10 protein-coding genes are annotated in these 13,909 nt (G+C 60.2%); 6 read left to right on the forward strand and 4 right to left on the reverse strand.

From position 1 onward, the window contains the following. Positions 1–84 precede the first annotated feature (84 nt). The 5 genes from CHB86_RS22095 to CHB86_RS22115 all read left to right on the forward strand — a co-directional run bounded on the left by CHB86_RS22095 (position 85) and on the right by CHB86_RS22115 (position 6,298). Positions 85–1,065: an ABC transporter permease gene (locus tag CHB86_RS22095; protein WP_089235297.1), complete on the forward strand. Its 981-nt coding sequence runs from the start codon at positions 85–87 to the stop codon at positions 1,063–1,065. Positions 1,066–1,167: 102 nt separating this feature from the next. Then, a complete protein-coding gene (locus tag CHB86_RS22100; RefSeq protein WP_089235298.1) occupies positions 1,168–2,109 on the forward strand; it encodes a substrate-binding domain-containing protein in 942 nt (313 codons plus the stop codon). Positions 2,110–2,147: 38 nt separating this feature from the next. Further along, entirely contained in the window at positions 2,148–4,598 is a 2,451-nt protein-coding gene (locus CHB86_RS24770; RefSeq protein ID WP_176442978.1) for an ATP-binding cassette domain-containing protein, read from the forward strand. Between the two features lie 56 nt (positions 4,599–4,654). Next, complete coding sequence (locus tag CHB86_RS22110; RefSeq protein WP_089235299.1) at positions 4,655–5,443, forward strand: SDR family NAD(P)-dependent oxidoreductase; 789 nt, start codon at positions 4,655–4,657, stop codon at positions 5,441–5,443. 66 nt (positions 5,444–5,509) lie between these two features. After that, a complete protein-coding gene (locus tag CHB86_RS22115; RefSeq protein ID WP_089235339.1) occupies positions 5,510–6,298 on the forward strand; it encodes an SDR family oxidoreductase in 789 nt (262 codons plus the stop codon). A gap of 633 nt (positions 6,299–6,931) precedes the next feature. Here the strand turns inward: CHB86_RS22115 and CHB86_RS22120 are convergent. After that, positions 6,932–7,648, reverse strand: a complete 717-nt coding sequence (locus CHB86_RS22120) for a hypothetical protein (RefSeq protein WP_176442979.1) — start codon at positions 7,646–7,648, stop codon at positions 6,932–6,934. A gap of 444 nt (positions 7,649–8,092) precedes the next feature. On the opposite strand from CHB86_RS22120, the gene CHB86_RS22125 reads away from it, so the two are divergent. Further along, a complete protein-coding gene (locus CHB86_RS22125; protein WP_089235300.1) occupies positions 8,093–9,388 on the forward strand; it encodes an FAD-dependent oxidoreductase in 1,296 nt (431 codons plus the stop codon). 961 nt (positions 9,389–10,349) lie between these two features. Here the strand turns inward: CHB86_RS22125 and CHB86_RS22130 are convergent. From CHB86_RS22130 to CHB86_RS22140, 3 genes are read right to left on the reverse strand one after another with little or no spacing between them, the layout of a single operon-like run. Continuing rightward, positions 10,350–11,981, reverse strand: coding sequence for an ABC transporter ATP-binding protein (locus CHB86_RS22130; protein WP_089235301.1), 1,632 nt, complete (start codon positions 11,979–11,981; stop codon positions 10,350–10,352). A gap of 4 nt (positions 11,982–11,985) precedes the next feature. Beyond that, positions 11,986–12,909 (reverse strand): ABC transporter permease, encoded by a 924-nt coding sequence (locus CHB86_RS22135; RefSeq protein ID WP_176442980.1) that lies wholly within the window; start codon positions 12,907–12,909, stop codon positions 11,986–11,988. Between the two features lie 9 nt (positions 12,910–12,918). Beyond that, positions 12,919–13,872: an ABC transporter permease gene (locus tag CHB86_RS22140; RefSeq protein WP_089235302.1), complete on the reverse strand. Its 954-nt coding sequence runs from the start codon at positions 13,870–13,872 to the stop codon at positions 12,919–12,921. Positions 13,873–13,909: the final 37 nt, after the last annotated feature.

Below are 13,909 nucleotides of genomic sequence, written 5' to 3' on the forward strand. Positions count from 1 at the left end.
AGCTCGCCACGCTTGACACAAGCGGCAGGACGCACTAGGCATAATACAGCATACATGAATATATATGCTGTGGAGGAGGATCAAATGAGCGCGACATCGGCCCGACCGCAGGAAAGCAGGCGAATCTCCGATTTCATTTCCCTCGGTGGGGCGACCGGGCCGCTGATTGGCTTGATTCTTCTCTGCGCGTTCCTGTCGATCGCGACAGACTCGTTCTTCTCACTTCGGAATTTCCTGAACATCCTCGATCAGGTCACGGTCATCGGGATCATCGCAGTCGGAATGACGTTCGTCATTCTGATCGCGGGGATCGACCTTTCGGTTGGATCGGTGCTCGCGCTGGCGATGATGGTGCTTGGCTATCTCAATGTAGAAGCCGGCATGCCGATGGGCGTTGCGATACCCGGCGCGCTGATCGTTGCCGCCTTTGCAGGTTTCATCTCGGGGCTGGTGATAACGGAGTTCAAGGTCCCCCCCTTCATTGCGACGCTTGCCATGATGTCTATAGCGCGCGGCCTGGCGAGCATGATCACCAATGGCTCCCAGATCATCGGCTTTCCGCCATGGTTCAACATGGGTGCGATCATCCGTTACGGTGGTTTTCTGACGATGTCCGTCGCGGTGATGCTTGTGGTTTTTGCGCTCGCACTGCTGTTCCAGCGCTACAGGGAGGGCGGCCGAGCGCTCTATGCAATCGGCGGCAATTCTGAAGTCGCGCGCCTTGCCGGCATCAATGTCAAGCGAGCAACGGTTCTGGTCTACACGGCCTGCGCAACGCTCTCGGGCTTGGCGGGCGTGCTTCTCGCGGCGCGTCTGGATGCAGTTCAGCCGACCATCGGCATTGCTTATGAACTCGATGCGATCGCGGCAGTCGTGATCGGCGGCACCAGTCTGTCCGGTGGCACAGGTGGCATCGGAGGCACGATCATCGGCGTGTTGATCATCGGAGTGCTGCGCAACGGGCTCAACCTGCTCTCCGTCTCGCCGTTCCTGCAGGCTGTCATCATCGGGGTGGTCATCGTGCTGGCCGTCGCCGCGGAAACGATCAAGCAGCGAGGGAACTGACAGCGAACGGGACTGTGTCCCTACCCCAATCTACAGGTCCGGCTTTCGGACCGAATCCGGTCCTGAACATCAACGGACCAAACAACTGAGGAGGAGACTTTCATGAAATCGCACATCAAATCAGCGCTTCTTGCCACCGCCATGATGACCGTGGCTGGCGGAGCTTCGGCGCAGGGCGTCGGCATCGAGAAGATCGGCCTTGCCGTTCCCAACCTCCAGGCCGATTTCTTCAACCAGATCAAACTGGGCGTGGAGAATTACGCAGCCAGTCTCGGGATCGAAGTCATTACGGTCGACGCGAAGGGTGACACCAATACGCAGGTCAGCCAGGTGCAGGATCTGCTGACGCAGGGCATCGACGCCTTTATCTACATCCCGGCCGGCGCCGCCGCTGCAGCGGTCCCGACGCGCCTCGCACGTGCCGAGGGCATCCCGGTCATCAACGTGGACCGGGAGCCGGAAGGCGAACCGGGCGACACCGTGATCTACGGCGAGAACGTGATGTCGTCCTATGAAGTCTGCTCTTCGATCATTGAGCGCGCCGGGGGGGCCGGCAAGATGGTCATCATTCACGGCCAGAAGGGAACGACGCCTGAGCAGCAGCGCTTCGAGGGCTGCAAGATGGCAATCGACGAGAACCCGGACGTCGAGCTTGTCGCCCAGCAATGGACGCAGATGTGGTCGCCGGACGAAGGCTTTTCGATCGGCCAGAACATGCTGCAGGCTCACCCCGACATCAAGATGATCTTCGGCCAGGCCGATGGCATCGCGATGGGTGCCGCCAAAGCCGTCGAGGCGGCCGGCCTCTCCGAGCAGATCGTCGTAGGGGGCTATGACGGCGACGTAGCTGCGCTGGAATCGCTCGCCCGCTGTGACACGCCCTTCGTCGTGACGGCGACACAAAGCACCCAGGCGATGGGCGTCCTGGCAGTGAACTCTGCAATCGCAGTGTCGAAAGGCGCATCCGTTCCGGCTCGTCAGATTCCGAACGCCGTGCTGACCGATTGCGACAACGCAGCACAGTTTGTGGAAAAGCACCCGTAAGACCGCGAAAGCCGGCAGCTTGCTCGAAAGGCAAAGGCATGACGACCGAAGGCAAAACCCCGATCTTGTCGCTGCGGAACATTCGCAAGTCCTACGGACCTGTCGAAGTCCTGCACGGTATCGATCTGGACATTCATGCCGGGGAAGTCGTTGCGCTGCTTGGCGAGAACGGTGCCGGCAAATCCACGGTGTCGAACGTCATCTCCGGGACGATCCTCCCGACGGCCGGAGCAATGACCTGGCAGGGCGCGGAGTTCGCGCCCGCCAATCCCCGGGAGGCGATCGATGCAGGCATCGGCATGATACACCAGGAACTTCTGTTGCTGCCGCATCTGTCGATAGCTGAGAACATCTTTGTCGGTCGATGGCCGATGAGGGGGGGGCGGGTCGATCGCAAGACCATGACCAGGCGCGCGAAGGAACAGCTCTCACGGCTGGGCCTGGACCTCCCGGCCACGCGCAAGGTGGAGGGGCTGGCTACTGCCGCGCAGCAACTTGTGGAGATCGCCAAGGCGCTCACACTCAACGCGCGTCTGCTTATCCTTGACGAGCCTACAGCTGCGCTGGGCGGCGCCGAGACAAAGCTGCTCTTCGAGCAGGTCGAGAAGCTCAAGGCCGACGGCGTGGGTATCATCTACATCTCGCACCGGCTTGAGGAAATCCGCCAGGTTGCCGACCGCATCGTCGTCATGCGCGACGGCGACAAGGTGAAGGAATTCGACCGTGGCGATGTGCCGGTGCGCACAATCGTCGAGGCCATGGTCGGCCGAAAGATGGGTCGCATGTTCCCGGCTGTCCCGACGCCCGGCGAGGAAACTGTGCTCGAGGTAAAGAACCTCTCGTCAGCACGCGGTGCGTTCGAAGATGTGAACTTCAAGGTCCAGAAGGGCGAGATCCTCGGCATTGCGGGACTCGTGGGAGCTGGACGAACCGAACTTGTGCGCGCCATGACGGGCGCGGATCCCATTTCCTCTGGCGAAGTCCGGCTGAATGGAGTCGATATTACGCCCCGCCGTCCGCGCGATGCGATCAAGAACGGCATCGTACTTGTCCCCGAAGACCGCAAGTTGCAGGGGTTGGTCCTTGATCATTCGATCGCCGAGAACATCGCCTACGCAAATCTGAACACCATCTCCAGAGCAGGGTGGATCACCGGCGGGCAGGTGCGGGGTTTTGCCGACCAACATATCGCGCAGTTCGGGGTCAAGGGTGTCGGGCGACAGAAAGCCAATGAGATGTCCGGCGGAAACCAGCAAAAGGTGGTGATCGCCAAATGGCTTGCACGGGAGAACCCTCAGGTTGTGGTTCTCGACGAGCCCACCCGCGGGATCGACGTCGGGGCGCGTTCTTCGATCTATGACATCATCGTCGAACTCGCGAACCAGGGCGTCGCGGTGGTTGTGGTCAGCTCGGATCTCGAAGAGGTGCTGGGCGTCTCGAACCGTATCCTGGTCATGTCGGCGGGGCGCCAGACCGGCATCCTCGACAGGGAGGATGCAAACGACGTGTCGGTGATGGAACTGGCCACCCTCGGTCGCGCGCGAGCCTATGATCAGGGCGACAAGATCAAGCCGATCAATGAGACGCTGGAGCTCGTCTTCATCCCCAAGGTTGTGCACCCCTGGTATGACGTTGTCGCCTCCGGAGCCCGCAAGGCCGTGGACGAACTCAAGACATCCGGTATCGACGTTCGCGTTACATGGGACTCTCCCCCGCGTGCGGACATTGCTGATCACAATGCTCGGATCAAGGCGCAGATCGAGCGCAGGCCCGACGGCCTTGCCGTGTCGTGCCTCGACCCCGCGACCGAGACGCCACTGATGCATGAAGCGATCGACGCCGGCATCAACCTCATAACTTTCGACACGCGCTGCGACGATGCCTTTCCGTTCGTTGGCCACAAGGATGATTTCGAGGATGGTCGGAAACTTGGCTATTTCCTCGCCGACAAGATCGGCAAGGCCGGCCAGGTCGCGATCCTCGCCGGCAGCGAGACGGCCGCCAACCACGTCGCAAGGGTGCGAGGGTTCCGCGAAGCGATGGCGAGCTACCCGGAAATCGAGATCGTTGCCGAGCTTTTCGATGATGACAACCCCGAGAAGGCCGACCGTCTCGCCGAAGAGGCAATCGCTGCCCATCCCGACCTCGTCGGGCTTGTCGGGGTAGATGCATCAAATCCGATCGGCGCCGCCCGCGCCGTCGTCAACGCCGGGCGCACCGGCAAGGTGACCGTGGTTGGGTGGGACGATCTTCAAGAGACGCTCAAGTTCATCGAAGACGGCGTCATCGCCGGTGTCATAGCCCAGCATCAATGGGAGATCGGATACTGGGCGGTGAAATACCTCGTCGCGATGAACCAGAACCACAAGACACCGCACGAACACGAGACCGGATCACAGATGCTCACCAGGGAAAGCCTGGCGGATTGGTGGCGCAGCGGCCAGGGCAGCCGAACGCGCGATGAAGCCGGGGCCAGTGTGGCGGTGTAGCCGATGGCGGGGCGGCGATCGCCCCGAAACCCTGCGGGTTTGAAAGGGAGTTCAGAATGAGACGCTTCGAGGGCCAGACGGTTGTCATCACCGGCGGCAACAAGGGCATTGGATACGCTATGGCAGAGCGTTTCGCCCAGGAAGGGGCGAGGATCGTGATGGCCTCGATCGAGGAACAGGTCACCGAAGCTGCTGCGAAGCTCGCGGCTGCCACCGGCGCACGTGTCGAGGCCGTCCTCTGCGACGTGACCAGGATCGATCAGGTGAAGGCCCTCTACGACAAGGCGGAGGAACTGTTCGGACCGGTCGACGTTTCGATCCAGAACGCCGGCGTCATCACGATTGCGAAGATCGAGGACATGACCGAGAAGGAATGGGACCTCGTCCTTGACGTGAACACCAAGGGCGTCTTCCTGTGCTGCCAGGAGGCGATCCGGCGGATGCGTGCTTCGGGCAAGGGCGGCCGCCTGATCAACACGGCGTCCGGCCAGGCGCGCGACGGTTTCATCTATACGCCTCACTACGCCGCGTCGAAGATGGGTGTGGTCGGGATCACCCAGAGCCTCGCCAAGGAGGTGGCGCTCGACAATATCACCGTCAACGCAATCTGCCCCGGCATCATCGTGACCGAGATGTGGGATTACAACGACAAGGTCTGGGGCGAGATGCTGGGCGATTACAAGCCGGGTGAGCTGATCAATTCGTGGGTCCAGGAAAAGATCCCGATGAAGCGGGCCGGCACCGGCAGCGACGTGGCGGGCCTCGTCGCCTTCCTCGCCAGCAGGGACGCCGACTACATCACCGGCCAGACGATCAACGTCGACGGCGGCCTCATCATGTCGTGAGGCTGCCCGAGCGGTTTCGACATCAATCAGCCGCGCCTCGAGAGGCGGCACCTACAGGAGGAAATGATGGCAGGCATCACTCTGAACGCACCCAAGCTCTTCGACCTTTCTGGGCGCGTCGCTTTCGTGACCGGCGCCGGCAGCGGCATCGGCCAGCGCATCGCGCTGGGGCTCGCCCAGTGCGGTGCCGACGTTGCCTGCCTCGACCGGCGCACCGACAGCGGGCTGGCCGATACCGTGAGCATGATCGAGGGCGCCGGCCGCAAGGCTATCGCGATCTCGGCCGACGTGACCAACCGGGCCTCGATGGACGAAGCGGTGGCGCGCACCGAAAATGAACTCGGAGCTCTCGGCATTGCCGTGAACGCGGCGGGTATCGCCAATGCCAACCCGGCCGAGGAAATGTCCGAGGAGCAATACCAGACCCTCATGGACATAAACATGAAGGGCGTCTTCTTCTCCTGCCAGGCCGAGGCGAACGCGATGATCAGGCACGGCAAGGGGGCGATCATCAACATCGCCTCGATGTCCGGTGTGATCGTCAACCGCGGCCTGACCCAGGTGCACTACAATGCATCGAAAGCCGGCGTGATCCACATGTCGAAGTCGATGGCGATGGAATGGGTCGACCGTGGCATCCGGGTAAACTCCATTTCTCCGGGCTACACTGCAACGCCGATGAACACGCGCCCGGAGATGGTACACCAGACCAAGGAATTCGAGGCCCAGACGCCGATGCAACGCATGGCGACGGTCGACGAAATGGTTGGCCCCGCGGTCTTCCTCGCTTCTGATGCGTCGTCATTCTGCACCGGGGTGGATCTCTTGGTCGATGGAGGGTTCTGTTGCTGGTGAGTGTCTGACGGCGGCAGTCGTTGGGGAGACTTGACGGTTTGAGAAAGGCGCATCTCTTTAATGTGGATCCTGGGCAAACCTACCGGTCGCCCCTCGATTGTTCAGCCATCCGTGCTTCGCTTGTTGATCCACATCGTAGCCAATAGCGCAGTTCAGGTAACTGAACATCGTGGGAAGAGGGCATTGGAACAGCCGCAATCGCTGCACCGTCCCTCGCTCGAAATTTGGTGCTCAGCTCTGTTGGCAGGCGCCGTTTTCTGGAGCCCTCCCAATGCAAAGGGCATTCAAATAGGTTCGCTCAGGCACTGAGAGCCAGATGGTAGATGGGACGGTTCTTTGGGACCTAAACGGATAATTGACCCCAGACGGCAAGAAACAGCGAAGGATGCGCGAGGACGTGCTTCGTGGTGACGTACCAAGGCGTCACCACCCACGATCGACAGATAAACCAGACAGTATCCCAAGCCCTGCCCGCCTCGAGTTGTCTTGAGCTTCCCGAAAGCTACGTCCCACCCCATCCCTATGTGCCAGTTCGGATTGGAGTTTCGGGGTCGCGGCTTGTTACCGCCGTTTGGGCCACCCGGCGGGAGATCTTCCGGGGCTCATGGCTCAGGCTGCCATTGCCCGTAAGCCTTAGTCCGTCGCGAAGCAGTAGATCAGGCCCACGCCACCGGTGCTCGGCAAATCGTCCTCGCCACATCCCGCGGTGCCATGGGACGAGTTCCACGAAACCATGTTCATGGACTCGTTCAACCCCGCGCGGTCATGGTGCCCAACAATGGCAGAACCTTCACCGTTGCTGGTCCAATTGCTGCATGTTGTGTCGGCGCCCGCGGTCGTAAGCTGGCCAGCTGTCGAGAATTGCCCGTTGAAGTCCGAGCCTGTCAGGATGTCGTGCTCGAGCGGCTCGTCTCCGCCTCGTCCGTTGATCGGGTCGCCGTTCTCGTCGAGCGCCGTTTCGACATTGATGTTGTTGTCGCCATGCAGTTCCTCAACGTCCTGCGCGATCAGAACACCATCGGAATTGTACCAGGGACCAGATCCTATCCGGTCCCGAGCGCTGACGCCATCGGTGATCTCAAAGCCATTGTCGGTCCGCCTTACCACCATGCTCGTGCTGAGATACGCGGCCCAGGTCCGTGTCGAGCCGGCTGCTGCGGCTAGCGCATTGCAATGTGCGTCAGCCCCCTCCAGGCCGCCGAAATTGGCACCGTCACCGGAACCTCGGCTGCTGACGAAGAACGACATTTCCTCAGAATTATCGGCCGATTGTGCGCTGCTATCGATGGCGCCGAGCATCGAAAGGGCAAAGACCGCAACGAAGCCTGGGCGATGTTCGAATATGGACATGTGGGACTCCCCCCTCTGAAAACTCCCGAGTGAAAGGATACGCGCGGGTTTGAAATGCGTCTAGGATCATGCAACGGGTCGTTGATTGACTGGCATTCGCCAGAGGAATCCTCATGGTCTCCGAAAGTTTTTTCCGCTGACGTGACCTCGCCCTTGGCCGGGGCCGGCGACGGCGCAAAGCGAGCAGAGCTCGAATACAGACGTGTCCGGACTTCGGTATTGGGGCTTCGGGTGTGGTATCCCGTCCACCGTTTCAGAACGCCCGATCGTATGCGCATGGTGTTGTTGCCGAACCTCGCCGCCGGCCAGTCCGCCTTCCTAGCCGCCCGTTCCTGCGAATAAGGGAACAATCTTCCCCCCTGCCCCTGCTTGATCCGACTATTCTGAATCACCAACACCGGGGCGGCCTTCAGTTCGCTCTCCTACAATGATCGGAGCAAGCAATTGACCAAGAGAGATGAGCAAGCCGATGTTCTCGTAATCGGCGGTGGGACGGCAGGTTTTGGAGCGGCCGTCGCGGCAGGTCGGCAAGGCCTCCGGGTGTTGCTGCTGGAAGCGACGACCAAGATCGGCGGCGTGATGGCCTCTTGTCCTGGCATGCCATGGGGTGGCGGCTACCCATCGGATAGGATCATTGGCGGTCTGATTGAAGAACTGTTCGATCGGCTTGCGTCAATGGAGCCGCCTGCGGCAGAGAAACGAGTATGCACGCTGGAGAATTTCGGCCCCGAGATCGTCTATGATCATGACCTCGCGACCCTGACCATGTTTGACATGCTTGAGGAAGCAGGCGTGCGAGTCAGGTTGGGCGCGATTGCGCTAGAGCCCCAAATGGAAGGAAATCAAATCAGGTCAATCGCCTGTTGCGATAGAACTGGCCCCTTCACAGTGGAAGCAAAGATCGTCATCGACTGTTCCGGCGATGGCGACATTTCCGCCAAGGCCGGCGTGCCCTACACGCTCGGCGACGACTCAGGCAACATGATGGCTGTAACCATCTCGTTCCACATGGTCGGCGTGGATTGGGCGCGTGCGTTTGCTGACCCGGATCCATATTTCCAAAAGTATGCTGCCAGAGGCATCGCCGATGGCCGCCTGCACCCCGATCTTGCAAAGCTGTACCTGATGCGCGGGTTTCACGATGGGACGGTTTTCTGCAACTCTGTTCATTTGCGCGGAGTGGATGGAACGGACCCGCTTGCTGTCAGCGCCGCCACTCAGGAAGGACGAAGGCGCTGCCTACAGGTGGCACAATTCCTGAGAAGCGACGTGCCCGGGTTCGAGCGCGCGCATATGTCGATGCTCTCTCCGATATCGGGCGTCCGTGAAACCCGTAAACTTCAAGGAATCTACCGCTTGAAGGGGGAAGACATTGCACAGGCGAGAAAGTTCTCCGACGGCATCGTGGCCTGCGACAATCCGATTGACGAAGTGATGCGCGCGGAAGCAGCAATGACCCACGACGCTGCGACCGCGGCTGGCGAGTACTACACTATTCCATTTTCTTCCCTTGTGCCCGCCGAGATCGTCAACCTGATGTTTGCGGGGCGCATTTTGTCGGCGGATCCCGTTGCATTCGCATCTGTCCGCGGCATGCCACAATGCATGGCGATGGGACAGGCGACTGGAACAGCCGCCGCACTTGCAATCAGGAACCGGGTGAAGGTGCAGAACGTGTCACATGACGATCTAGTAAGTTCATTGTCGGACCAGGGCGTCAACCGTCTGAGAACGATCTAGTCGCGCCGCGGCTCAGCATGGCATCTCGCCTCCAACGCAGTTTGTCATTGGAGCGCACCATAGGTATCTCGATCAACCGGTCTGATTGGTGGATCGTTGCGACCTCGGAAACCAATTGGTCTCGATCTTATCGTCCATCCGGACCGAATTTGTGGTAAACCTGTCGAGTGGAGGTCCCGGTAATCGTTGGGGGTAACGGTCATGGGGACGCATGATTGAATGCATTTGTTGTTGTCCACCGCCTCCACACGATCACCAGCTATGCAGGCGTTACAGGTATCGACCGTTTTCCACGCGGCGTGGGATAGCCTTGTCCAGGTTTCGCCCAATGAGACCTGTAGCCTTCCGACTGGTTCATTGCACCTCGATTACAGCGGAAACGATCTGAGAGCGGCGGTGAGAAGGTCGGGCACGGTTGCCGCGGGATGAACCTGCTGCGGGCGGCGTAATATACGTCCACCTTTTCCCTTCCTTGTCTAACGGAGGAAGGGCGGGAGGATATTCACCGTGGATTTGTATCGCAAGGTCCGTCTGACATGAGCGCGCGAGAGGCGGTCCGGAATTTGCTGACATCGAGGGCCTGATCGGCGCGGACAAGCACGAGCGGGCGGATGTGTTGATAGTATCTACAATGCTGCGCCCCACAAAAGCGACTCCCGGAAGTGGTGGCAAAAGTGCGTCGACTGCTTTCAGGACTTGTGATCCGCTTAGATCTTCAACCGCAGACAGTGGCGCCCTTCGCATCCTCGCCGGATCGCGCGATAGTGGCTGTTGGAGCGTCCCTCGAACGTCGTGACGCTCCACGTACCTATTGATTGCAGGCCGCGAACGCATTGGTCCAGCCGGGTTCCTTCGTACTTGATGGTATGCGGAATCAGCATGTCGCCGCCGGCCGAGCTGTCCATGTCGAGCACGATTCATGGCCTGCCCCCATCGGGTGCAAGATCAGTGGGTCTGGAGCCTAGGTTGCAGCACGCTGCGCCAACAGATTGGTCAGCCAATCCGGATCCATTTCAGCAACAGAGGACAGAAGAAGCTCGGTGTAGGGGTCATGGGGCGGTTGAAACATTTCTGTCTTGGGGCCTTGCTCGACTACACGGCCTTCCTTCATGACCACCACCTCGTCAGCGATCGCGCGAACCGTCGAAAGGTCATGGGTGATGAACATGTAGCCCAGATCGAATTCGGACTGCAGCCGTTCGAGCAGTTGCAGGATTCCCTCCGCTACGATCTGGTCGAGCGCCGAAGTAACCTCGTCGCAGATAATAAACTTCGGCTCTGCCGCAAGCGCCCGGGCGATCCCGATGCGCTGTTTCTGACCTCCCGACAATTCGGAAGGCAGCCGGTCAAGGTACTCCTCCGGTTCCAGTTCAATGAGCGACAGCAGCGCCCGCACGCGATCATCGAGCGCCCGCCCCTTGAGGCCGAGGTACATCTGAGCCGGACGCCCGATCAGGTCTCGGATCCTTAACTTCGGATTTAGGGCCGTGTCTGCCATCTGGTAGATCATCTGGATCTGCCGCAATTGATCGCGACTGCGCTTGCGATAATCGGGCGGCAGCAGGCCGCCATCAAAGAACACCTCGCCGTCCGACGGTGGCAGAAGGCCGGTGATGACCCGCGCGGCGGTCGATTTTCCCGACCCGCTCTCGCCAACCACCGCGACCGTCCGGCGCGGGTGAATGTCGAAGCCGACGTCCTGCAAGATGATCGTCTGTCCGTAGCCCGCCGTTACGTTGCGGACCGAAACTATTGGCGTTCCATCAGTCACCGGCGGCTGTTCAGGGCGAGCATGGCTTCGGACGGCCCAGAGTGACTTCGTGTAGTCCTCCCTTGGCTGGGCCAGCATAGCATATGTGTCAGCTTCCTCGACTTCCTCGCCGCGCAGCAGCACTTTGATGCGGTCGGCCATCTGCGCCACCACCGCAAGGTCGTGCGAGATATAGATCGCCGCGGTTCCGAACTGTCGAATGATATCCCGGATCGCAGACAGCACCTCGATTTGCGTGGTAACGTCGAGCGCCGTGGTCGGCTCATCGAAAATAATGAGGTCTGGTCGGCAGGACATCGCCATCGCAGTCATGGCCCGTTGCAGCTGGCCTCCGGAGACCTGGTGGGGGTACCGGAACCCGATCTCGTTCGGATTGGGCAACTGCATGCGACGGTAGAGCTCGACCGCGTCGCTTTCTGCCTCCCCGCGCGACATGACCCCATGGAACACAGGCCCTTCGGAATATTGGTCGATCAACCTGTGTGCGGGGTTGAAGCTCGCCGCGGCCGATTGCGCTACATAGGCGATACGCTTACCACGCAGGGCGCGGGCCTCGGCTCGGGACGCCTTGCGCAAATCGATCCCATCGAACTCGATGCTGCCATCGGAGAATCGGCAGCCATCGCGCACGAACCCCATACAAGCCAGTCCGATGGTGGACTTGCCGGCCCCTGACTCGCCGATTAGTCCCAAGACTTCGCCCTTGCGAAGCGTGAGGTTCACGCCTCTGACGATCTCGGTCCACTGATCCTCCGAGCTGCCCTCGATCCGAAGATCACGGATCCTCAGCAGAACAGGGTTGTCCTTCGATTGCGTACCCATAGCCCTATTCCTTCAACCCGCTTGCCTCGTGCAGCTTCCAGTCGACCACGAAGTTCACTGCCACGGTCAGGAGGGCGATGGCGCCCGCGGGCAACAACGGTGTTATGTCTCCGAAGGTAATCAGCGTCGCATTCTCCCGCACCATCGAGCCCCAATCCGCCGTGGGCGGCTGGATCCCAAGTCCGAGGAAGGACAGCGCCGAGATCGCCAGAAACACAAAGCAGAAGCGCAGGCCGAATTCAGCCACCAACGGCGCCATCGCGTTTGGCAGGATCTCCCGAGTGATGAGGTACCATAATCCTTCGCCCCGCAGCTTCGCGGCCTCGATGTAGTCCATCACCACGATGCCGATCGCCACTGATCGGGCTAAGCGGAAAACGCGGGTGGAATCGATCAGGGCGATAACCAGAATGAGCGTCGTGACGGAGGTGCCGAAAATTGTGAGCAGCAACAGCGAGAAGATAAGCGCCGGGATCGCCATGAGTACGTCGACGGTGCGCCCTAGCACCTGATCCAGCCAACCGCCGACAGTTGCTGCGAGCAGCCCCAGAAGGGCCCCAACAACGAACGCCAGCGCGGTCGTGGCCAGCGCGATACCCACCGTGTTGCGCGCGCCATAGATCATCCGCGTGAGCATGTCCCGTCCGAGATTGTCAGTTCCGAGCAGATGTTCCGAACTCCATGGCAGGAACTCACCGCCCACGATCTCGCGCTCGCCGAATGGCGCGAGAACAGGCGCGAAGAGAGCGACGAAGATGTAGAGCAGGATCACCAGCATACCGAAGCTTGCCGTCAGCGGCGCCCGCCGCATTGAGGCTGCGAAATTCGTCGGTGCGAGCCGGATGATCATCGTTCGGAATAGCCAGCCGAGGCAAAGTGCTGCCGCGACGAAGAACACGATCCAGAAAGTTGTAATCAGAAATTGCATGCCGCTCCTCTAGCGCCGGTGCATGAGGCGAGGATTAGTGAGCGTCGAGAGCACATCCGCCGTCAGGTTCAGCAGAACATAGGCCGCCGCAAAGATCAGCGCGACAGCTTGAACGACGGGGATATCCCGCTTGGCAACGCTGTCGACCATCAACTGCCCGAGACCCGGGTAAACAAAAACCACTTCGACGACCACCACACCGGTGATGAGATAGGCTAGGTTCAATGCGATGACATTGATGATCGGTGCGAGGGCATTTGGCAGGGCGTGGCGAGTGATCACGCGAAAAGGTGGCATTCCTTTCAGACGCGCCATCTCGATGTAGGGGCTGGCCAGCAGGTTGATGATCGCGGCGCGAGTCATGCGCATCATGTGCGCTGTCACGACCAGTGTCAGTGTGAGCGCCGGCAGGAATGTGTTGTATAGCTTCTGCCCAAGCGGCAGGTCGACCGAAAAGCGAGAGATCGATGGAAACAGTCCCGATTGCGCAAGCCAAAGAATCAGGATGTAAGCCACGAAAAACTCGGGAAAGGAGATTGACGTGAGCGCCAGGGCATTCACGCTTCTGTCGAAAATGGAGTTGCGAAAAAGCGCGGCCAGAATGCCTAGCATCAGCGACAATGGAACGGCGATTGCGGCAGCATACAGCGCGAGGAACAGCGTGTTGGCCAATCGATCACCAATCATGTCAGCAACGGGTTTCCGGTTCGCCAGCGACTGACCGAAATCGCCTTGCAGGGCGCTGCCGAGCCAGTCTACGTACCTTGTGTGAAACGGTCGGTCCAATCCGTACTCCGCTCGAATGGCGGCGACGGTTTCCTCTGTAGCAGATTGCCCCAGAACGGCCTGCGCGAAGTCTCCAGGAAGGAGTTCCGCAGCGCCGAAGATCAGCAATGAGATCACGAAGAGTGTAACTAGACCCAGGCCGAGCCGTTGAGCGAGCATTCGCCAGATATTAGCCATCAGAACCCTTATTAAGCCGGTTCGGAAGGGCGTCCCG

The organism is Tropicimonas sediminicola (genome assembly GCF_900188335.1).
Classification (GTDB): domain Bacteria; phylum Pseudomonadota; class Alphaproteobacteria; order Rhodobacterales; family Rhodobacteraceae; genus Tropicimonas; species Tropicimonas sediminicola.